We start from the raw sequence: 21,171 nt of genomic DNA, 5'->3' as shown, positions 1-21,171 counted from the left end.
ATGCCTGCCTCTCCCTTCGGCGTGTCACGGCCCTCTCACAGCTCGCAGGGGGCCACGAAGCGGTAGCCCATCGACCGCATCCGGTTCACGATGTCCTCCAGTTGCTCGGTGCCGAGGAACGGGTGGTAGAAGAAGCTCGCGACGTTGTCGCGCACCACGAACTGGGAGCGGGCGTGCGCCAGGATCGCCTCGGCGGTGCCCTCGTCGGGCAGGGACGGTCGCAGTTCCACCATGCCGAGGGTCTCCGGGATCACGACGCTGCCGTAGACGTCGCGGATCACGTACGGGGCGAACTGCTCGTCCATGTACGGCGAGACGGGCGAGCGGCCCTGCCAGCCGGGGGTGAAGTAGGACCCGCGGTCGTAGCGGGCGTCGAACTCGCGCGCGATGACGCGGTAGTCGGTGGGCGAGGCGGCGTAGTGGGGCGTCTCGAAGACGCGAGGCACGGGCAGGTGGGCCGCCCGGATCTCGGCTGTCGCCTCGTCGAGGCGGCGTTGCATCCAGGCGGCCGAGTCACCGTGGATGGGCCCGTCGTAGACGAGCCGCCGCTGCGCGTCGAAGTGGGTGCGGAAGAACTCGAAGTCGTGCCCGGTCTCCCCGTTCGTGGGGTTGGGCGGACCGTCCGACTGGTGGGTGTAGCCGTGCAGGATCATCGTGCCGCCGCGGTCCAGCAGGTGAACCAGCGCCCTGACCAGCTCCGGCCGGTCCCGCAGGCGCACCGTCGCGCGCTCGGGCCCGTCCGGCAGCGGGCCGCGGTAGACGGGGATGACCCCGAAGCTGAACGGGACGCCCAGGCTGGACAGCGCGTCACCCGCCGCGCGGACGGCGTCGGGGTCGGCCTGCGGTCCGATGTCCTCCAGCCGGACCAGCGCCCGGTGACGGGTCGGCGTGCCCGGGGCGAGCAGGTCGAACAGCAGATCGGCCGTGGCCAGGAAGCGGTCGTCGTCGGTGTCGGAGTTCAGCGCGACCTCGGTGAGGTAGGTGAGGTTCGCGGACCTGACGGCCCACGGGCGGCTGCGGCCGTCGTCCGTGACCGCCGTGGCCAGGACCCGGGCTCGCCGTGGGTCGAGGGTGGTGAACGTGGCGACGGGGCCCTGGGTGGAGGTGCGGCTCAGCAGCGCCCCTTTGTAGCGGACCCCGGTGACGCCGTGCAGTCCCTGTCCCCCTGCCGCCCGGGCCTGGTCCGCGGGTTGCTGCCCCAGGACCTGGCGAGGGGCCAGGCCGTCGCCGTCCCATCGCCAGCCGTACCGGTTCGCGAAGTCGTCCGCGGTGGTCAGGGTGCCGATGTTGCCGCCCATCCACAGGACGGGGCGTGGGGCGGCGAGCACGTCGCGGCGCAGCCCTTCGGGGAGCCGCTGCGCGGCCGACGTGCCCAGGTACACCAGGGCTCGGTGGCGGCCCAGCATGCCGGCCTGGTAGGCGCTGGTCCGCACCACCCGTACCGGCCCGAAGTGCGACACCAGGTTGGCGGCGCGGCTCGCGTGGACCTGGAACGCGGCCGGACCGTCCGCGTCGTCGACGACGACCAGCGTCGTGGTGCGAGCCGCGCCGGCCGCACCGGCTGTGCCGTCGCCCGCGTCATCGCCCGCGTCCGTGTCCGCACGATCGCCCGTGTCCGCACGATCGCCCGTGTCCGCGCCATCGCCCGTGTCCGCGCGATCGCCGGTGTCGGCGCCCGCGTCGGCGTACGCCGTCTGCAGGCCCGTCGTGTGCCCGGTGGGCGTCCTGGGGCCGCTCGTACCGCACTCCGGCCACGAGCGCGGCGCGGGCAGCGTCGCAGGCTCCTTGCGGGAGAAGATCCCCAGACTCGCCCCCGACACGACGAGAGCGCTCAGCAGCAGGGCGACCAGCCATCTCAGGCCGGCGTGCTGCCTGAGCCCGCTCACCCGCCTGTCGCCGCTCACGGCCTCGTGCCTCCCGGTGACCGCCCACCGGCCTCCCCACCGGCCTCCCCACCGAGGACCTCAACACGCGCGACCGCGACCCGCCCGTCCGCGACCCGCCAGTCCGGCCGGCGGAGCAGGCGACCCTGCTCGGGCAGCAGGACGTCCTTCCCGGGCGACACCTCGTCCTCACCAGGCGACACCTCGTCCTCACCGGGAAGCAGGCGGAAGGGTGCCGGGCGGGGCCCGAAACCGAACAGGTGGGCAAGCGCCGCCAGCACTCGCTCGGTGGCCCGCCCGTCGCCGTAAGGGTTACGAGCCCGTGCCATCCGGCGGTACACCTCAGGCGACCGCAGCAGGCCACTCACCGCTGCCACGATGCCGCCCTCCTCGGTCCCCACCAACCGCGCCGCTCCGGCGCTCACCGCCTCGGGCCGTTCCGTGGTGTCGCGCATCACGAGCACCGGCTTGCCCAGGCTCGGCGCCTCCTCCTGGATCCCGCCGCTGTCGGTCAGGACGAGGTACGAGCGGCGCAGCAGCCGGGCGAAGTCGCCGTAGTGCAGCGGCTCGGTGACCGTGATGTTCGGATGAGGGCCGAGCAGCGGGAGCAGCGTTCGCCGCAGGACCGGGTTGGGGTGCATCGGGAACACGATGTGCACGTCCCGCTCCCCAGTCGCCAACCGGGACAGCGCTCGCCCGATGCCCTCCATCCGGCGTCCCCAGGACTCCCTGCGGTGCGCGGTGACGACCACCACGCGCCGGCTGTCCCGCTCCAGCGGGGCCAGCTGCGGGTTCCGGTAGCCGTGCCAAACCTGGTTGCTCCGCAGCAGGGCGTCGATCACCGTGTTGCCGGTGACGACGATCGACTCGGCGGGCACGCCCTCGCGCAGCAGGTTGCACGCGCTGCCGGCGGTCGGCGCCAGGTGCAGGGTGGCGATCCGGCTGGTGAGGCTGCGGTTCGCCTCCTCGGGGAACGGCGAGTACAGGTCACCGCTGCGCAACCCGGCTTCCAGGTGCACGATCGGTACCCGGTGATAGAAACCCGCCAGCGCGCCGGCCAGGGTGGTTGTCGTGTCCCCCTGCACGACCACCGCGTCGGGACGGCGCTCGGTCATCAGCGCGTCCAGCCCGGAGACCGCTCGGCTCGTCAGCTCGGCGAGCGTCTGCCCCGGCCGCATGAGTTCCAGGTCGACGTCGGGCTTGACGCCGAATGTCTCATGAACCTGGTCGAGCAGTTCCCGATGCTGCCCGGTGACGACCACGACCGGCTCGAATCGCGCCGCGTCCATGAGCCCGGTCACCAGAGGCGCGACCTTGATCGCCTCCGGCCGGGTGCCGTAGACCACCATGACGCGACGCATGCCTACCCCCGCACGCCCGGCACTGCAGAAGACCACATAAAACGACATTTCGCATCGAATGTTCAGCAATCCTCAACGCGCCCTCAGCACTACCTCAGCATTCGCCCTTGCGGACCACCGGCGCATGCCCCCACCACCGGCCGAGGGACTCTGGCCGTCAAAGCGGAGGCCCTCACCGCCGACCACGGCATCCTTGCCGTCAAGAGCAGGCCCTGACCTCCGACCACACCACCCCGACCGTCAAGACCAGACCCCCACCACCGACCACACCACCCCAACCGTCAAGACCAGACCCCCACCACCGACCACACCACCCCAACCGTCTACCCGGGGTCCTCAGCTTGGGGCGGAGTTCTGGATCGCTGACCCCCGGCCCGGGGTCTTCATACCTGGGCGGAGTCCTGGGTCCTGGCCGTCGACCGTGCGGGGTTCTGACCCTCAAGGCAGCCCGGAACGCGCCCGAGCCGCTCGGCACGGAGCAGCGCCGGTGCCCACGTTCGGCCGAAACTTCGGATGCTGCCGTGCTGAGCGGCACTGCGACCGGACTCGCGTTCCTGAACACGCTGCCCACGACCATGCCTCACGAGAACGCCGGCGCCGGGAAACGGTCAGCGGGAAGCCGACAGGGCCGTCAGGTCGAACACCAGCTGAGGCGCGAGCGAGAACGCCACCGCCACCATCACCGCCAGCCCCACAGCCACCCAGGTCGCGGCGGACGGTCGGCGCACCACCACGGCGGGCCCCGGAGCGAAGAGCCGGGCCGTCCACACCACGTAGTAGTAGAGGCCGATCACCGTGTTGACCGCCATGACCACGGCCAGCCAGCCCGCTCCGCCGCTCACGATCTCTCGGAAGACCACCACCTTGGCGAACAACCCGGCCAGACCCGGCGGCAGCCCCGCCAGGCAGATCAGGCAGAACGCCAACGCCAGCCCCGCCGCCGGACTCCGCAGCGCGAGCCCCCGATAGTCGTCGAGCTCGTTGCGCACGGCCGTCCTCGACACGAGCATGACCACGGCGAACGCCCCCAGGTTCATCGCGGCGTAGATGACGAGGTAGGCCACCGAGGCCCCCACCGCCCCCGACGCCAGCGCATCGGTTCCCGCCCCGCCATGCCCCAGGGCCTCCCCAGCCGCCAGAGCCTCGGACGCCACCGCCACCGGGCCCTGCGCCGCCGCACCCACCGCCTCCTGGGACGGCGCGGCGGTCGGTCCCCATGCCGCCCCGCCCGGCGAAGCCTGCGACGTCACGGCGATCGGGGCGAGAATGTAGCCGGACTGGGCGACCGAGGACCACGCGAGCAGCCGCACGGCGGAGCGTTGACGCATCGCCAGCAGGTTGCCCACCGTCATGGTGAGCGCCGCGACGACCGCGATCACCGGCCCCCAGGTGGAGACCTGACCCGCCAGCGCGGTGACCAGCAGCAGGATCAGCCCCGCGAACCCCGCCGCCTTCGAGATCACCGACAGCAGCGCGGCCACCGGGAGGGGAGCACCCTGGTAGACGTCCGGCGCCCACGAGTGGAACGGCACCGCCGCGATCTTGAACGCGAACCCCGCCAACACCAGCACGACACCGACCGTGACCACCGCGGGCAGCCCCTGACCCGCGTCCGCCAGCCCAGGCGCCAGGGCCGCGCCGCCGAGCACGTCACCGAGGCGCGACAGGAACACCGTCCCCCCGACCCCGTACAGCAGGGACACCCCGAACAGCATGACCGCCGTCGACACCACCGAGACGACGAACAGCTTGACCGCGGCCTCCGAGGCGCGCCCGTCGTAGCGTTTCAGCGCGGTCAGGGCGAAGACCGGAAGCGACACCAGCTCCAGCGCCACCACGAGCATGACCAGGTCGCGGGCGGCCGGCAGCGTCACGGCGCCGACGAGGGTGCAGAGCAGCAGGAAGTACCACTCCCCGACCGGGATTCCGCCCCCGGCCAGCTCGGTCATCGACATCAGCACGACCACGACCGCCGCCACCAGCACCAGCCCGGCGAAGACCAGCGTGAACCGGTCCACGACGAACGAGCACAGCCCGCTGTCGGCCTGGCCGGACACCCCTTCCAGGCGTGCGCCGCCCTCCGCCGCGCGTCCCGCGCCACCGCCCGTGCCGGTCGTGCCTGGAGCACCCGCCGCCCCGGTCAGGGCCTCGGGCACGCAGAACGTGGCCGGCGGGCGGCCGCCTCGAACCGCCTGCGCCACCACGAACCCGAGGGAGACCAGGATCCCGCCGAGCGTAACCAGCCCCAGCCCGGTCCGTAGCCGTGGACGGGCCGGCAGGAAGGCGTCGAGCAGCAGCACGAGCCCGGCCACGACCGCGAGCGTCAGCGGCGCCGCGATCGCGAAGTAGTCGATCTGCTGGATCACCTCAGCCCTCCCAGCAGCAGCTGCACGGCCGGGGTGGTGAGCGACAGCAGCAGCGTGGGCCAGAGCCCGAACAGCAGGATCAGCACGATCAACGGCACCCACGCGACGAGTTCAAAACCTCGCACGTCCCGCACGCCCGCCCCACCCACGTCCGCTCCGACCCGGACCGGCTCGCCCTCCTGTTCCGGCAGAACCGGTTCCCCTTCCTGTTCCGGCAGAACCGGCTCCCCCTCCCGTTCCGGCCGAACCGGGCGTTCGTCCAGCGCCACCGGGCCGGGCCCGGCCGCCCCGGTGCCCGCCGGCACGAGGGGGACCCGCGCGGGACGGCCGTGCGTGACGCGCGACAGCATGACCAGGAAGTACGCCGCCGTCAGCACCGCCCCCAGCCCACCGATCGCCATGAACGTCAGGAAGAGGCCCCGGGGCAACCCACCACCCGGCTGGAACGCCCCGAGCAACGCCAGCATCTCTCCCCAGAACCCGGCCAGCCCCGGCAGCCCCAGCGACGCGATGGCGGCGAACGTCAGGATCGACCCCAGCCGGGGCACCGTGGCGAGCATGCCACCGCCGAGCGACGGCATGTCGGCCGTGCCGTACCGGTCCTTGACCGCCCCGGCCACGAAGAACAGCAGCCCGGTGATCAGCCCGTGGGCGATGTTGGCGAACAGGGCCCCGTTGACGCCCACCGTCGTCAGCGTGGCGAACCCCAGCAGCACGAACCCCATGTGCCCGACCGACGAGTAGGCGATCATGCGCTTCAGGTCGCGCTGGGCCAGGCACGCCAGGGCGCCGTAGACGATCCCGACCACGGCCAGCGCCCCCAGCCAGGGCGCCGCCGCCACCGCCCCCTCGGGCAGGATGGGGATGGCGATCCTGGCGAAGCCGTACGTGCCCATCTTCAGCAGGACGCCGGCGAGCAGGACGGAGCCGACGGTCGGCGCCTCGGTGTGCGCGTCGGGGAGCCACGTGTGCAACGGCCACATGGGGGTCTTGACCGCCAGCCCGAGACCGACCGCCGCGAACGCGACGATCTGAACGGCCCGCGACATGCCGGCGCCGTGGGCCCGGCCGAGGGCGACGATGTCGAGTGTCCCGGTGTGCGCCCAGATGAGCAGCAGGCCGAGCAGCATGACGACGGAGCCGAGCAGCGTGTAGAGGATGAACTTGATCGCCGCGCCCCGCCGACCCTTGCCTCCCCAGACGGCGATCAGGAAGTACATCGGGATCAGCACGATCTCGAAGAACACGAAGAACAGCAGCAGGTCGAGTGCGAGGAAGGTGCCGATCATGCCGATTTCGAGCACCAGCAGCGTGAACACCAGCGCCCTCGGCCGGGCGCCCCCCTCCCGCGCCCCGAGCAACTGGCCGGGACCGCGCCCGTCGCCCCAGCCCAGGTAGGCGAAGCACAGGAACGTCAGCAGCGCGGTCAACGCGATCAGGGGCAGGGAGATCCCGTCCACGCCGAGGTGGAACCGGAGTCCCAGGCCGGGGATCCACGGCTGGTCGACGGTGAACTGCGGGCGCGCCGCCTGCCCGTAGTCGAACGCCGCCACCAGGACGGCGGCCAGCAGCAGCACGACCCCGGACACGGCCGTGCCGTACCAGCACAGGACAGGTCGCGACGCACCGGGCGCGGCGACGAGTGCCAGGGCGCCGAGCAGCGGCACCGCGAGCAGCGCGGCGGGCAGCCAGCCCATCATGTGAACACCACCGCCCCCACCGCGATCAGCAGGATTCCGGCGAGCGCCCCGCTCACGTAGAGCTGAACGTTGCCGTTCTGCGCGAGCCGCAGTATCCCGGACAGGCCGCGGGCCGCGCCACCCGAGCCTCGCACGGCCCCGTCCACCACCACGTCATCGGTCCGGACGACGAGCCGGGCCAGCGCCATCACCGGCCGCGCGAACACGGCCGCGTAGAGGTCGTCTACGTAGAACGCCCGCTCGCACGGCATCCGCAGCGGCCCGAGCAGCCGCGCCGGGTCGGCAGCCGGGTCGCCGCGCCAGAACGCGTAGACGACGGCGGCCCCGAGCAGCGCGAGCGCGACGCTGACGGCGGCCACCGCCACGTCGAGGTGCACTCCGCCGGCGAAGCCGAGCAGCAGCGCGGGAACCGTCAGCAGCGCGACGGGCACCAGCATGCTGCGCGGCGCCTCGCGCACGTCCACGACGTGCGCCGTGCCGGGCTGCGGCTCGGGCAGGGCGGCGACGGCTCGGGCCGGGCCGAAGAAGGTACGCAGCCAGGCGCGAGCGGAGTACGCCCCGGTGACGGCGACGGTGGCGAGCGCGCAACCGTACAGCAGCAGCGCGGCCGCGTCCGTCAGGCCGCCGCCCGCCCACGCCTGCTCCATGGCGAGCAGCACCGCGTCCTTGCTGAAGAAACCGCCGGCCGGCGGGATGCCCATCAGCGCCGCGAACCCCACGGTCATCGCGACGAACGTCACCGGCAGTTGCCGCCGCAGACCACCCATCCGGCTCATGAAGTTGGTGCCCACATGGTGGATCACCACGCCCGCGCACAGGAACAGCAGCGCCTTGAACGCACCGTGCGTGACCAGGTGGAAGATCGCGGCCCGGTCGGACCCGGCCGCCAGCCCTCCGGCCATGTACGCGAGCTGGCTGATGGTGGAGTAGGCGAGCACCCGTTTCAGGTCGTCCTGGGCCAGGGCCGCCAGAGCGGCGCCGAGCATGCCGAGCGCCGCGGCCACGGCGAGCACGTCCAGCGTCGGCCCCGACGCCTGGAACGCCGGGAAGAGCCTGGCCACGATGAAGATCCCGGCGGCGACCATGGTGGCGGCGTGGATGAGCGCGCTGATCGGCGTCGGACCGGCCATGGCGTCGGGCAGCCAGGTGTGCAGCGGCACCTGGGCGCTCTTGCCCGCGACTCCGGCCAGCAGCAGCATCGTGGCGGCCACCAGGGCGCCCGTGGACATCTGGGGCACCGCGGCGAGCACGTCGGCGATCCGGAAGCTCCCCGCGGCGAACCCCAGCACGAAGATCCCGAACAGGAACCCCACGTCGCCCAGCCGCGTGACCAGGAACGCCTTGACCGCGGCCCGGGAGTTGCCCCGGTCCTCCCACCAGTGCCCGATGAGCAGGTAGGAGCACAGCCCCATGATCTCCCAGCCCACGTAGAGGACGAGGAGGTCGCCGGAGTAGACGACGAGCAGCATCGCGCTGGTGAACAGGCTGACGAAGGCGCTGTAGGACGGGTAGCGCGGGTCGTCGTGGAGATAGCCGACGGAGTAGACCTGGACGGCCAGCGCCACGAGCGTCACCAGTACGCCCAGGACGGCGGACAGGTCGTCGGCCTGGAGCGTCAACGAGATGGGGATGCCCCCGGTGACGATCGCCCCGTAGTCGCGGCCGACCGGCCCACCCGGCTCGGCCCCTTCGAGGTACGCGAACCCGGGCCCCCAGGCCAGCCACAGGGCCAGCACAGCGGAGACAGCCGTCGGAACAACCGCGATCCACGCGGCCCGCCCATGCGCCCGCCGCCTCTCCCCGGCCCCGTCGACTTCGGTGCTCCCACGGCTCTCCACCGCTTCGGCACCTGGTGGACGCGACCCACCGGGCCGCCCGCCCGGCGCCAGGCGCGGCCGGCGAGACAGGAGCAGGCCCGCGAAGGCGGCGAGGAAGGGCAGGAGCACGGCCAGCAGCGGGAAGGTCGTCACCCTTCGCCCCCTCTCTTGGCTGCCTGCTCGGTGCCGGCAGGAGGTGCGGCATCGCCGGGCCCAGCGGCAGGGGCGGCCTCACCAGACCCGACGGAAGGCGGGGCATCGCCGGACCCGACGGACGACGCGGCCTCACCGGACCCGGCGGGAGGCGTGCCCGCCACTGATCCGGCAGGGGACGCCGACCACCCGAGGGGCGTGCCGGTGGTGGTGGCGGAGGTGTGAGGGTCTGCGGCGGAGGACGGCTTGGGTGGTTCGGCCAGGTCGCGGAGGTGGTCGAGGTCGACGGTCCGGCGGTTGCGGTAGAGGGCGAGCACGATGGCGAGCCCCACGCCCACCTCGGCCGCCGCGATCACGATGACGAACAGCGTCAGCACCTGGCCGCTGTGCAGCCGGTCGCGCAACCACACGTCGAACGCCACCAGGTTGAGGTTGACGGCGTTGAGCATCAACTCGACCGACATGAGCACGAGGATCGTGTTGCGGCGCGCGAGCACACCGTACACCCCGATGGAGAAGAGAAGAGCGGAGACGACCGCCGGATAGACGACGTGCACTAATGCCCCCCGTCCTGGTCAGACGACTCCCCGTCCCGGCGCGCGGTGCCGGCGGACGGCGAGCCGTCCTCGGGGGGTCCGGCCCTGCCCTCGCTCGCCGGGCCTCCGGGGATGTCCGTACGGGACAGGACGATGGCGCCGATCAGGGCGGCCAGCAGGAGCACGGACAGCGCCTCGAACGGCAGCACCCACGTGCTGAACACGCTGGCTCCCAACTCCTTCGCCGCCCCCTGGCCCGGGACGAGCGGCATGTAGGCCGTGCGGAACGCGTCGACCACGACCGTGACCAGGAGGGCGGCCGTCGCCACGGCCACCAGCGCCGCGACGACGCGGTTGCCGCTGTCGAGGTCGGCGGTGCGGCCGATCGGCGCCCGCGTGAGCATGATGCCGAACAGCAGCAGGACGACCACCGCGCCCACGTAGATGAGCACCTGCACCCAGGCGACGAACTCCGCGGTCAGCACCAGGTAGCACCCGGCCAGCGCGCCGAAGCAGAGCACCAGCCACAGGGCCGCGTGGACGAGCTGCCGGGTCGTGACGACGAGCAGCGCCGATCCGACCGCCACCGCGCCCAGCAGCAAGAAGACGATCTCCTGGCCGGTGGGTGACAGGTAGGAGGGCACCACCTCGGTCACGACTCCTCCTCGGACTCCCTCGTCTCGTCAGGGGTGAGCCGCCCGGGCGGGCGGATGGATCGGGGATCGGGCATCCGCCGCCTGCGCGGGCTCGGGGCAGCAGTCTGCCCCTCCGGGTCGGGAGCCGGGCGCGGCTCGCCCTGGGCTGTGGAAAACTCTTCGGAGGACGCGCGGCCTGTGGATGAACCCTCGTCAGCCGCGGGCGACCCGGGGGCCGCCTCGGCCGGCTCGGCCGCTTCGATCGGCTCGTCTGACGGTGCTTCTCCTGTGGAAGCCCTGTGTCCTGCCGAGGACTCGCCAGCGCCCCTGGCAGGTTCGCCGGACGAGGACGTCTCCCCGGTCTCCGTGGACGTTGACGTCCTCCCAGCAGGCGCCCGGTCCGAAACCACGGACGTTCCCGCCGACTCGCCGGTCTCCGGGATCAGGCGCCGCCCGGCGTCGCCGGTCTCCGAAATCGGGTGCTTCTTCGCGGGGTCGCCGGAGTCCGGGATCGCGGGATCTCCCGCCGGCCTGTCCGGCTCGGAGCCGCCGGCCGCCTCCGCCGACCTGCCCGCATCCTCAGTCGTGGGCTCTCCCTCCGAAAGGCGCTTGGACGGCGTGGTCGCCTCGTTCGCCGACGGGGGCGTCGGGAGGGCGCCGGGCGGACGGATGCCGCGTACGTTGGCCATGCGCCCCTCGCGCGGGGCCCGCGCGCCGGGCGCGCGCCCCTGGTCCTGAGCGCCCGGACGGGGGGAGGTCCGCCCTCCAGCACCCGAGTCGCCTGAGTCGCCCAAGTCGCCCGGTGCGGCCGGGGCTCCGGAGACGGAGGCGTCCGAGGCCGACGACGGCCCGGAGGCCGCGTCGCCGCTGGTCGGCTGGGGCGTCGTGCCCGGCGGCTGCTGCTCGCCGGCCGGCGGCCGGTCTCCCGCGGGGCCGGCGGGTCGCCGCGCCTCGGTGGCCCCCGGTGACGACGGCTCGCCTGCCGTGGTGGTCGAGGCGGCGGGGCGGGGACGCTCGGCGGTCGTACCGGAAGGGCGGTCCGGCGACGTGCCGGTGGAGGAGGTGCGGGCGGCGGGCTCGCCCGTGTCGGGACGGGCCGGGCGGCGGGGAGCGGCCGCGAGCTCCTTGGGGGGTTCGGCGCCGGGGTCGTGGGCCGGCGGCGGCGGGACCGTGGCGCTCCAGGCGGTCAGCCGGTCCTTCTCGTGCAGGAGGTCGCGGATGTCACCCTCGGCGTACTCGAACTCCGGCGACCAGAACAGCGCGTCGAACGGGCACACCTCGATGCAGATGCCGCAGTACATGCACAGGGCGAAGTCGATGGCGAACCGGTCGAGGACGTTGCGCTGGCGGGGACGGCCGCCTTCGGGAGCGGGCAGCGTCTCCTTGTGGGAATCGATGTAGATGCACCAGTCGGGGCACTCCCGGGCGCACAGCATGCAGGAGGTGCAGTTTTCCTCGACCAGGGCGATCACGCCGCGGCTGCGGGGCGGGAGGTCAGGCTTGACCTCGGGATACTGCTGCGTCACGGATTTGCGCAGCATGTGGCGGAGGGTGACGGAGAGCCCCTTCGCCAACCCCACTCCCGGTATCCGCGCCATGGTCATCATCATTGCGCACTTGGCGGCACAGGTGAATGAGCCAGACCCGTTATCCCCAGTTTTTCCACAGCTATCCACAGGCTGGAGGGGGGTTATCCACAACATTGGTCCACAGCCCGATATGCGCCGCTACAGGGCGATAGCCTTCCGGCATGTCGAACAGCCGTCCAGGCCGCCCCAGCGGGCTCGCGTGGGCCGCCGCCGTGGGGTGGGCGGTCCTGCCGCTGTTTACGTGCGGGCTGGCGACGCCGTTCACGATCGGGTTCGCGGCCTACTGGCTGCGCAGCGTGTGGCAGGTGGTCGGTGCGGCCGTCTACACGGTGTGCATCGGCTCGTTCGTCATCGTGGCCGTCAGCTACGACCAGTTCGAGGACATCCCGGAGCCGATGTCGACGCTGATCTCGCTGGCGCTGGTGGTCGGCTGGCTGGGTGGCGTGATCCACTCGGGCATCCTCGTCCCCGCGATGGCCAGGGCCCGTCTCAGCAGGCTCGGCCACGCGGTCGCCGGTGGCACTTTCCCCGCCGGGCCGCACGCCGGAGCCCGGACCGGAATTCAGGCCGGGCCTCAGGGGCCGCACCCCCACGCGAGCCTCCTCCACGGCCGGCACACCAACCCGTCCTACCGCCATCCCGACCCGCACCAGCGGCCGACCCACCCGACGTCGCAGTCGCGGCCTCGCCCTGGCGAACCCGAATGGATCGGTCCCTACCGGGTGCTCCGCTCCCTCGGGCGCGGCGGCCAGGGAGCCGTCTACCTCGCGGCGGCTCCCAGCGGGGCGCAGGTCGCGGTCAAGGTCCTGCACGACCTGGTGGACGAGACGGCGCGCGCCCGGTTCGCGAGGGAGGTGGACGCCGCGCGCAGGGTTGCCACGTTCTCCACCGCGCGACTGCTCGACGTCAACATCACGGGCCAGCACGCCTACATCGTGAGCGAGTACGTCGACGGCCCCTCGCTGGAGCAGCTCGTCCGCCGGCACGGTCCGCGCGACGAGGACGGCCTGACGCGGCTGGCGCTGTCCACCTCCGGCGCGCTGGCGGCCATCCACAAGGCGGGGATCGTCCATCGCGACTTCAAGCCGAGCAACGTCCTGATCGGCAACGACGGGCCCAGGGTGATCGACTTCGGCATCGCACGGGCCCTCGACCAGATGACGATGACCTCGGGCAAGATGGTGGGCACCCCGCCCTACATGTCGCCCGAGCAGTTGTCGGGCGCTCCGGTGGGACCGCCGTCCGACGTGTTCAGCTGGGCGGTGACGATGGTGTTCGCGGCCACGGGGCGCCCGGCGTTCGGTGAGGACACGGTGCCGGCTGTGTTCAACCGGGTGCTGACGGTCCACCCGGACTTATCGCCCCTGCCGCCGGCCCTCCGGGGCGTCGTGGGGGCCTGCCTGCACAAGCAGCCCGAGGACCGCCCCTCGGCCTCGGACGTGATGCTGGCGATCGTCCACTGAAGACGACCGTGGCGCCGGCGGGCGTCCACTGACCACGACCATGACACCGGCAGGCGTCCACTGACGACCGTGGCACTGGCGGGCGTCCACTGACGACCGTGGCACTGGCGGGCGTCCGCTGACGGGGCCGTCATTTGACGCGCTCTCCGGGCTGAAGCCCGGAGATTCTGGCCTGTGCCGTCCCGTTCACGCGGCGGCACTTCCCCGGCGTCCTGTTTCGCTGATCTGTGCCCGGACGGATCCGGGTCTTACCTGATCTCCACAGGCGTTTTGTCTCTCCGCCCGTCCGGCGGCGAGAATGTTGATCGCGGCGTTCACATCCCGGTCGTGGGTGAACCCGCACGGGCAGGTCCACTCCCGCACCGACAGCGGCATCGCCTCGGCGACGACACCGCACGCCGAACACAGCTTGGAGGAGGGGAAGAACCGGCCGACCTTGGCGAAGTACCTGCCATACAGCTTCGCCTTGTACTCCAGCATGCCCACGAACGCCGACCACCCGGCATCGTGGACGCTCTTGGCCAACCGGGTGCGGGCCAGTCCCTTGACCGCCAGGTCCTCCACATACACCGCTTGGTTGTCGCGGATAATCCGCGTGGAGGTCTGGTGGTGGAACTCGCGGCGCGCGTCGGCGACCCTGGCGTGCTGGCGGGCAACCCGCAGGCGGGCCCTGGCCCGGTTGCTCGATCCTTTCTGCTTGCGCGACAGCGCCCGCTGGAGTTTCCTGAGCTTCTTCTCCGCACGGCGCAGGAATCTCGGCGAGGACACCTTGGTGCCGTCGGCCAGGACGGCGAAGTGCCCCAGCCCCAGGTCGATCCCCGTCTCAGCGCCGGTCTCAGTGCTGGTCTCAGTGCCCGTCTCGGCGCCGGTCTCGGGCAACGCCGTCTGGGTCACCTGGAGCACGAACGAGGCGAAGTATCGCCCGGCCGCGTCCTTGAAGACCGTGACCGACGACGGCTCGGCGGGCAGTTCCCGTGACCAGCGCACCGCCACATCCCCGATCTTCGGCAAGCGCAGCCTGCCCTGCGCGGTGATCGAGAAGCGGGCGTTCTTGGTGAACTGGATCGCCTGCCGGTTGTCCTTGCGGGACCGGAAGCGGGGCGGCGCGAGTTTCGGCCCCTTGCGCCTGCCGGAGACAGAGGCGAAGAAGTTGCGGAACGCGGTGGTGCAGTCCGCCAGGGCCTGCTGGAGTACCACGGCGGACACCTCGCCCAGCCAGGCCCGCCGCGGGGTCTTCTTCGCCTCGGTGATCACAGCGCGGGACAGGTCGGCGTCGGTGAGGAACGGCAGTCCTTGCTCATGAGCGTGATTGCGCAGCGCGAGCGCGTCGTTGAACACCACGCGGGCGCACCCGAATGCCTTGGCCAGGTCGATCCGCTGGCCGGGGGTCGGGTCGATCCGGTAGGAGTACCGCAACTGCACCCGATCACCCTACAGTTGGTTTATGGCCGAGTACGGCGATATCAGAACCGGCAGACACTGTGTTTTCGTCCTGCACGCTCATTTGGTTTTCATGACGAAGTTCCGGCATCGGGTGTTCACCGACACCCACCTGACCCGCCTGGAAGAGATCATGAGAGCGGTCAGCGCCGACTTCGAAACCGGCCTGGCCGAGTTCAACGGCGAGAACAACCACGTCCACCTGCTGGTCAACTTCCCGCCCAAGATCGCCTTGTCCAAGCTGGTCAACAGCCTCAAGGGCGTCTCCTCCAGGCGGATGCGGCAAGAGTTCCCCGAACTGGCCGCCCACTCCTACCGGGCGAACACGTTGTGGTCTGGCTCCTACTTCGCCGGTTCAGTGGGTGGAGCGCCGATCAGTGTCCTGCGCCAGTACATCGAGCAGCAGAACCGGCCCCTGTGAGTCAGGTGGACGCCGGTCCGCCTGGCGGCGAATCGGCTATCCCTGCCCCGCTACGCGGGACGGTCGGCTTCACCCCCGGTCTGAAGGCCGGAGCACTACCGACGATTCCGGTAGCGGGACGCCGCGTGGCCGGCCACCCTCCTCGGCTCCCGCTCCTGGCCTCCGGCGCGATCACGTCACGGGGAGGCGTCCCGGCAGGATCTGATCAGGGCGACGTACTCCGCCCGCGAGAACGAGCGCACCCGCAGCTCCAGCTTGTTGCGCGTCGCGAAGCGGTGGACGTCGTCGTGCGGCCAGGGACCCGGCAGGTGGTGGAGCGGGTGCCCGAACCGGTCCGTGACGACCAGGCCGGCGCCCCCCTCACAGCGGTAGACCAGGAGACCGGCGGCCAAGCCACCGGCCCTGGCCAGCAAGAACTTCTCGATGGTGTGCTTGCCTCGGGTGACGTGCAGCCAGCCTTGTCGCACCTGGAGATGCGGCCCGCCGGGCGGGCCGAGGACCGTGCCGCGCCGAGTCCGCAACCTGTGCATGCGGGCCGCCACCGGGCGGACGACCAGGAGCAGGGGGCTGAAGGCCATGGCCAGCCATTTGGCGTCGACCAGGTCCAGGACCAGCCGGCCCAGGGACGCGATGCCGCGCCAGGCCAGCCACGCCCCGGACATGGCGAGATAGGTCATCAGGGCGAGCCCTGCGACACCGGCGCCGACGGCGATGGGCAGGCGCCACCTCCACAGCCAGGGCCGGGGCAGGCCCGACAGGCGGCGCCAGCCCGGTGCCCGTCCGGCGAGAACCGCCCGGACCTGCCCGGACGGCGCCCTACGGGCGTCCACGACCGGGAGCCCCGCCGCCACGGTGAAGTGGTGCACGAAGGGGGCGTGCCAGGCGCCTGGCAGGTCGAGCAGCACCAGGCCGTCGGCGTCCAGCGCGGCGAGGCCGGTGACCGGACGCGGCTCCGGCTTGCCGTCGACTCCCACGACCTCCTGCCCGTAGCAGTAGTGGTACAGCGCAGCCGGGGTCAGCGACACCGACTGGCCCGTCACCGCGTCCGCGGCCGTGAGCGTCCCCTCGTGCCACGACAGGGAGGTTCCGGGGCAGCGCGTCTGCCACGTCGCTCCCCCGTACGGGACCAATCGAGCGGCCATGGACTCACCGTCTCGTGGCCGCTGGACACCGGCGGTCATGCACTCACCTCCGGGACAGGTGGGCGGGAGGGCGCCGGAGCGGTCAGAAGAGGACCTTGACCACGCCGGTGAGGGCGAGCTGGACGAGGGCGAGGGGGACGAGGCCGGCCCAGGCGAGCTTCTGCAACTGGTCCTCGCGCAGCCGCGGGAGGCTGACCCGAAGCCAGATCACCACGAACGCCAGCGCGAACACCTTGACCAGCGTCCACAGCCAGCCCGGCAGCAGCGGGCCGTGCCAGCCGCCGAGGAACAGCACGGTGGTGAGGAACGACAACACCACGATGCCGACGTACTCCGACAGCATGAACAGGGCGAACCGCATCCCGGTGTACTCGGTCATCGGCCCCATGATGATCTCGGATTCGGCGATCGGCATGTCGAACGGCGGGCGGCGCAGCTCGGCGAGGCCGGCCAGGAAGAACACCACCCCGCCGATCGCCTGCCACGGCAGCCACCACCACTGCCACGCCTCGACGATGCCGGGCAGCGACAGCGTGCCGGCGGCCATCGCCACCGAGGAGGCGGCCAGCACGAGCGGCAGCTCGTACGCCATGAGCTGGGCGGCCGAGCGCATGCCGCCGAGCAGTGAGTACTTGTTGGCCGACGCCCAGCCGGCCATGATCGAGCCGAGCACGCCGACGCCCATCACCGCGAGCACGAAGAACAACCCCGCGTCGAGGTGCACGGCGACGAGGTCCCGGTCGAGCGGGATGACGATCATGACGACGAGGTACGGCACCAGCGCCACCCCGGGAGCGATCATGAAGATGCGCCGGTCGGCGGCGGCGGGGATGACGTCCTCCTTCTGCGCGAACTTCACCCCGTCGGCGATCAGTTGCGCCCACCCGTGGAAGCCGCCCGCGTACATCGGCCCGAGGCGCGACTGCATGTGGGCCATGACCTTGTGCTCGGTCTGCCCGACGATCAGCGGGAGCACCAGGAAGACGGCGAGGATGACGGCGAAGCTGATCACCACGTCAAGCATCGGGTGCCCCCCAGTCGGCCGGGACTCCGGGTGGAAGCGTCTTGCGGCGGCTCGGCGCGCCGTGGCCCGACTCGCCGGGCTCCTTGGCGCCCGGCCACTGCTTGGCGACCCGCGCGGCGAGGATGAAGTCCTTGCGCAGCGGGTGGCCCTCGAACCCGTCGGGCAGCAGCAGCGGCACCAGGTTGGGGTGGTCCTCGAAGATCACGCCGAACATCTCGAACGTCTCGCGTTCGTGCCAGTCGGCGCCGCGGTAGACGCCGACGGCGGACGGCAGGCGGGGGGCGGCTCGTGGCACGTGGGTGCGCACCAGCAGCCGGTGACGGGCGTGCGGGTCGTAGACGTTCGCGACGACGAAGAAGCCCTCGGGCGGGTCGTCGACCCCGGTCAGCCAGTCGAAGAACGCGTAGCCGGAGTCGCGCAGCCCGGTCAGGACCGCGATCCAGTCGCCGGCGGCCACGTCGAGCGTGATCTCGCCGAACGACTCCGAGACCTGCGCCCGTTCGCCGAACCGCGCGGACAGACTCTCCGGCAGGCTCTCGGACGGGCTCACTGGCAGGCTCTCGGACGGGCTCACGCCTCCTCCCCGCGGGGCCCGGGCTCGACCTGGGCGGAAGCCGGGGTGAAGCGGTCGGCGAGCCGTTCGGCGGCGATCTTCTCCTGCAGCTTCATGATCCCGTACAGCAACGCCTCGGGACGCGGCGGGCAGCCGGGCACGTAGACGTCCACAGGGATGATCTGGTCGACGCCGTTGGTCACGCAGTAGGAGTCCCAGTACGGCCCGCCGGTGTTGGAGCAGGCGCCGAACGAGATGACGTACTTCGGGTCGGGCATCTGTTCGTAGAGGCGCTTGACGGCCGGGGCCATCTTGTCGGTCACGGTCCCCGAGACGATCATGAGGTCGGCCTGCCGCGGCCCGTTGGCGAACGGGATCACCCCGAACCTGATGAAGTCGTGCCGGCTCATCGACGTCGCGATGAACTCGATGGCGCAGCACGCCAGCCCGAAGTTGAACACCCACAGGGAGTAGCGCCGCCCCCAGTTGAGCACGAAGCGCATCGGCTTGGGCGCCAGCCGGGAGACCGGCCCCACCGTGGGCATCGGGAGATCCGTCGCTGCCATGTCTCCATTGTCCCGCCTGACGGCCGTCAGGAGTAGGGGCCGCGCGGGCGAGGCTGCACGCCGAAGCCCGAGCGGCGCGCGGATGCGGGGGCTACGTCCAGGTGAGGACGCGCTTGCGCCAGGCGTACACGATGCCGAGCGCGATGAAGCCGAGGAAGACGAACATCTCCACGAGCGTCGTCAGCCCGTAGCCGGGCGTGTCGAACACCGTCGCCCACGGGAACAGGAAGACGGCGTCCACGGCGAAGACCACGTACAGGTACGTGAAGACGTAGTAGCGGATCTGCGACTGGGCCCAGCCGTCGCCGACCGGGTCGACACCGCATTCGTAGCTGGTCAGCTTCTCGGCGGTCGGCCTCGCCGGCCGCAGGAGGCGGTTGGCCAGGAGGGCTCCGGCGACGATGGCCACGCCGATCGCGAGGAGTGCGGCGACGAGCACGTAGGACCCGAAGTAGCCGTCCATGTTCCGATCGTAACCCAGTCAAAGCTCTGGACCTATCATCCCAAAACGGGGTAAAACACAAGATCCGCCACATAACCTGACATGCATGCCTAAAGCCCGATTCGTCGGAGGAATGGCCCTGTCGGCTTTCGCAGCCGCGGGTTGCGGCCTCTTCCCGGCCTCCTCCAAGCCCGATGTCGTGGTCCCGGCGAACCCCACGATGATCAGGTACGTGGACCCTTCCGCGGTCGACGGCCTGGTCACCATGACAATGACCGAGGGCGAGGAGTCTCCCAGGCGCGTGCACATCAGCTACCCCAGGCTGAAGGACGCACCGGTCATGAACGAGGCGCTGCGCACGGAGGCGGAGCGCCAGCTCCTCGGTTTCCACGCCGCGACCGAGGCCGCCCGCCCGGCGGCCGCGAGCAGGTCGCAGGCGGACGGGTCCCCCAAGGGCGACGACACGCAGGAGGACGGCGGGGACGGGGACGGAGGCGCGCAGGATGCCGGACGGCCGGACATGGGTGGCGCCGACAGGGCGCGGCCGGGAGCGGCGGACGTGGACGAGACCGCCGTCCGCCGGGGCATCGGGGCCCGGCCCGAACTGAACGTGGACTGGCAGCTCGTCGCCGCCTCGCCCGCCGTCTTCGGGGTACGGCTGCGCACCGGACGGCACGTCGGCGTCGACTGGGGCAGGTCGAGCCGCACCCTCTGGTACGACCGCACGCGCGACAGGGTGACCGGGTCCTCGGGGCTGCTGTCCGGGCAGGCCGCGCTGCAGGAGCTCGCCCGGCTGGTCAGGGAGGGGCTGGCGGGCCGGGGCGCCGCGGTGGAGCGGGACAGGGTGACCGCCGACCCCGCGCTGTTCGACTCGATGGCGTTCAACCTGAACGGCGACCTGGTGGTGGAGTTCGACGACTGCCAGATCGGGTCGTGCGCGCTAGGGCGCGTCGCGGTGGCCGTGCCCGCCGAGCGGGCCGGGACGTTGCTGTCGGCGACGGGACACCGGGCCCAGTACAGCCCCCGGGCGGCGGGCAGGACCTACCTGCCGGGCATGTCCGAGGTGTGGCCCGAGGTGGACGCGCCGTCCGGAGGGGCGGGCGCGCCGGCGGGGGCCGACGGCACGGCGGCCGTCCCGGAAGCGGGCGCCCCCGGCGCAGCAGCCCCCGACACGAACACACCCGACACCAGCACATCCGACACCAGCACATCCGGCGAGGGCGCCTCCGAGCAGGTGGACTGCGCCGAGGTCAAGTGCGTCGCGCTGACCTTCGACGACGGTCCCGGACCGGAGACGCCGCGCCTGCTCGACATGCTGCGCGGCCTGGGCGCCCGCGCCACGTTCTTCACCGTCGGCGCCAACGCCGCCGCCGACCCGTGGCTGCTCGGCCGCATGGCCGCCGAGGGGCACGAGGTCGGCAACCACAGCTGGGCGCACCGGGACCTGTCACGCCTCAGCACCAGCAAGATCGCCGACGCCCTCGGCCGTACCCAGGAGCTGATCAAGGCCCACACCGGCCAGGCGCCCACGCTGGCGCGCGCACCGTACGGCGTCGAGAGCGAGGAGGTCCGCGACACCGCCCGCCGGCTGGGGCTGACGCTCGTCGGCTGGGACGTGAACACGGTCGGCTCCGCGGAGACGGTGGGCGTCGCGACGGCCGGCCGGCCGGGGGCGGAGACGATCGCCAGGCGGGCCGTCGAGGGGGCGCACGACGGCGCCGTCATCCTGCTGCACGACACCTGCGGCACGGCCGTGGACGCGGTGCCGGCGATCGTCGAGGGGTTGCGCGGGAAGGGCTACGCCCTCGTCACCGTTGGGGAGCTGTACGGAGAACCCGGCTCGCGGACGGAGCACGCCGAGGGGTCCGGGGGCAACGCGGCGGCCGGTGGCCCCTGACGGGGCCCACCCGCGTGGGGGACGTATAGTTGGCGCTCGTGACCCGAACCGTCCTCTTCGCTCGCCTCCATGTGGACCTGTGCAGGCTCGCCTCAGGGCTGTGTCACCTCTAACGGTTTCGACGTCCACCCTGACTGCGACCGCGTTTACCCGCATTATGCGCTGAGGAAACGTGTTGACCCC

Annotated in this window: 17 protein-coding genes and 1 pseudogene; 4 read left to right on the top strand and 14 right to left on the bottom strand. The window is 71.8% G+C overall.

The genetic code is table 11. The features are described 5' to 3' along the window. Positions 1-35: 35 nt before the first annotated feature. The 8 genes and pseudogenes from FHU36_RS16205 to FHU36_RS44440 form a co-directional block, all read right to left on the bottom strand. On the bottom strand, positions 36-1,904 hold the full coding sequence (locus tag FHU36_RS16205) for a polysaccharide deacetylase family protein (protein WP_185084484.1): 1,869 nt from the start codon (positions 1,902-1,904) through the stop codon (positions 36-38). After that, entirely contained in the window at positions 1,901-3,244 is a 1,344-nt protein-coding gene (wecB, locus tag FHU36_RS16200) for a non-hydrolyzing UDP-N-acetylglucosamine 2-epimerase (RefSeq protein ID WP_185084483.1), read from the bottom strand. Before wecB ends, FHU36_RS16205 begins: the two co-directional genes overlap by 4 nt. 608 nt (positions 3,245-3,852) lie before the next feature. Beyond that, positions 3,853-5,610, bottom strand: coding sequence for an NADH-quinone oxidoreductase subunit N (locus FHU36_RS16195; RefSeq protein ID WP_185084482.1), 1,758 nt, complete (start codon positions 5,608-5,610; stop codon positions 3,853-3,855). Continuing rightward, positions 5,607-7,307 (bottom strand): complex I subunit 4 family protein, encoded by a 1,701-nt coding sequence (locus FHU36_RS16190; RefSeq protein ID WP_185084860.1) that lies wholly within the window; start codon positions 7,305-7,307, stop codon positions 5,607-5,609. Before FHU36_RS16190 ends, FHU36_RS16195 begins: the two co-directional genes overlap by 4 nt. Continuing rightward, positions 7,307-9,280: an NADH-quinone oxidoreductase subunit 5 family protein gene (locus FHU36_RS16185; protein ID WP_185084481.1), complete on the bottom strand. Its 1,974-nt coding sequence runs from the start codon at positions 9,278-9,280 to the stop codon at positions 7,307-7,309. The genes FHU36_RS16190 and FHU36_RS16185 overlap by 1 nt, the downstream gene beginning before the upstream one ends. Before the next feature lie 275 nt (positions 9,281-9,555). Next, positions 9,556-9,837, bottom strand: a pseudogene (gene nuoK, locus FHU36_RS16180) (NADH-quinone oxidoreductase subunit NuoK); the annotation flags it as partial. Further along, on the bottom strand, positions 9,837-10,472 hold the full coding sequence (locus FHU36_RS16175) for an NADH-quinone oxidoreductase subunit J family protein (protein ID WP_185084480.1): 636 nt from the start codon (positions 10,470-10,472) through the stop codon (positions 9,837-9,839). The gene FHU36_RS16175 and the pseudogene nuoK, both read right to left, overlap by 1 nt. Continuing rightward, complete coding sequence (locus tag FHU36_RS44440) at positions 10,469-11,992, bottom strand: 4Fe-4S binding protein (protein ID WP_246502060.1); 1,524 nt, start codon at positions 11,990-11,992, stop codon at positions 10,469-10,471. The genes FHU36_RS16175 and FHU36_RS44440 overlap by 4 nt, the downstream gene beginning before the upstream one ends. A gap of 209 nt (positions 11,993-12,201) precedes the next feature. Here FHU36_RS44440 and FHU36_RS16165 point away from each other — a divergent pair, with 209 nt between their 5' ends. Continuing rightward, the gene (locus FHU36_RS16165) at positions 12,202-13,503 is read left to right on the top strand and encodes a serine/threonine-protein kinase (RefSeq protein WP_185084479.1); all 1,302 of its coding nucleotides are present in this window, start codon (positions 12,202-12,204) and stop codon (positions 13,501-13,503) included. Between the two features lie 186 nt (positions 13,504-13,689). Here FHU36_RS16165 and FHU36_RS16160 read toward each other — a convergent pair whose 3' ends face one another. Then, positions 13,690-14,925 (bottom strand): RNA-guided endonuclease InsQ/TnpB family protein, encoded by a 1,236-nt coding sequence (locus FHU36_RS16160; protein WP_185084478.1) that lies wholly within the window; start codon positions 14,923-14,925, stop codon positions 13,690-13,692. Between the two features lie 22 nt (positions 14,926-14,947). Here FHU36_RS16160 and tnpA point away from each other — a divergent pair, with 22 nt between their 5' ends. After that, positions 14,948-15,364, top strand: coding sequence for an IS200/IS605 family transposase (gene tnpA, locus FHU36_RS16155; protein WP_185084477.1), 417 nt, complete (start codon positions 14,948-14,950; stop codon positions 15,362-15,364). A gap of 176 nt (positions 15,365-15,540) precedes the next feature. On the opposite strand, the gene FHU36_RS16150 is transcribed toward tnpA, so the two are convergent. The 5 genes from FHU36_RS16150 to FHU36_RS16130 form a co-directional block, all read right to left on the bottom strand. Beyond that, positions 15,541-16,506 (bottom strand): hypothetical protein, encoded by a 966-nt coding sequence (locus FHU36_RS16150; protein WP_185084476.1) that lies wholly within the window; start codon positions 16,504-16,506, stop codon positions 15,541-15,543. An 82-nt stretch (positions 16,507-16,588) separates the two neighbouring features. Continuing rightward, the gene (gene nuoH / locus FHU36_RS16145; RefSeq protein ID WP_185084475.1) at positions 16,589-17,530 is read right to left on the bottom strand and encodes an NADH-quinone oxidoreductase subunit NuoH; all 942 of its coding nucleotides are present in this window, start codon (positions 17,528-17,530) and stop codon (positions 16,589-16,591) included. Beyond that, a complete protein-coding gene (locus FHU36_RS16140; RefSeq protein ID WP_312891616.1) occupies positions 17,523-18,104 on the bottom strand; it encodes an NADH-quinone oxidoreductase subunit C in 582 nt (193 codons plus the stop codon). The genes nuoH and FHU36_RS16140 overlap by 8 nt, the downstream gene beginning before the upstream one ends. Next, complete coding sequence (locus FHU36_RS16135; protein WP_185084474.1) at positions 18,101-18,649, bottom strand: NADH-quinone oxidoreductase subunit B; 549 nt, start codon at positions 18,647-18,649, stop codon at positions 18,101-18,103. The genes FHU36_RS16140 and FHU36_RS16135 overlap by 4 nt, the downstream gene beginning before the upstream one ends. 91 nt (positions 18,650-18,740) lie before the next feature. Next, complete coding sequence (locus FHU36_RS16130) at positions 18,741-19,112, bottom strand: NADH-quinone oxidoreductase subunit A (protein WP_185084473.1); 372 nt, start codon at positions 19,110-19,112, stop codon at positions 18,741-18,743. An 85-nt stretch (positions 19,113-19,197) separates the two neighbouring features. On the opposite strand from FHU36_RS16130, the gene FHU36_RS16125 reads away from it, so the two are divergent. Both FHU36_RS16125 and FHU36_RS46815 read left to right on the top strand, forming a co-directional pair. Next, on the top strand, positions 19,198-20,988 hold the full coding sequence (locus FHU36_RS16125; RefSeq protein ID WP_185084472.1) for a polysaccharide deacetylase family protein: 1,791 nt from the start codon (positions 19,198-19,200) through the stop codon (positions 20,986-20,988). Positions 20,989-21,026: 38 nt separating this feature from the next. Further along, positions 21,027-21,101 carry a putative leader peptide gene (locus FHU36_RS46815; protein ID WP_357911006.1) on the top strand — a complete coding sequence of 25 codons (75 nt, stop codon included), beginning with the start codon at positions 21,027-21,029 and terminating at the stop codon, positions 21,099-21,101. Positions 21,102-21,171: the final 70 nt, after the last annotated feature.

The sequence above is a fragment of the Nonomuraea muscovyensis genome (assembly GCF_014207745.1).
GTDB classification, from domain to species: Bacteria; Actinomycetota; Actinomycetes; order Streptosporangiales; family Streptosporangiaceae; genus Nonomuraea; species Nonomuraea muscovyensis.
This window is presented reverse-complemented; position numbering and strand designations above follow the sequence as displayed.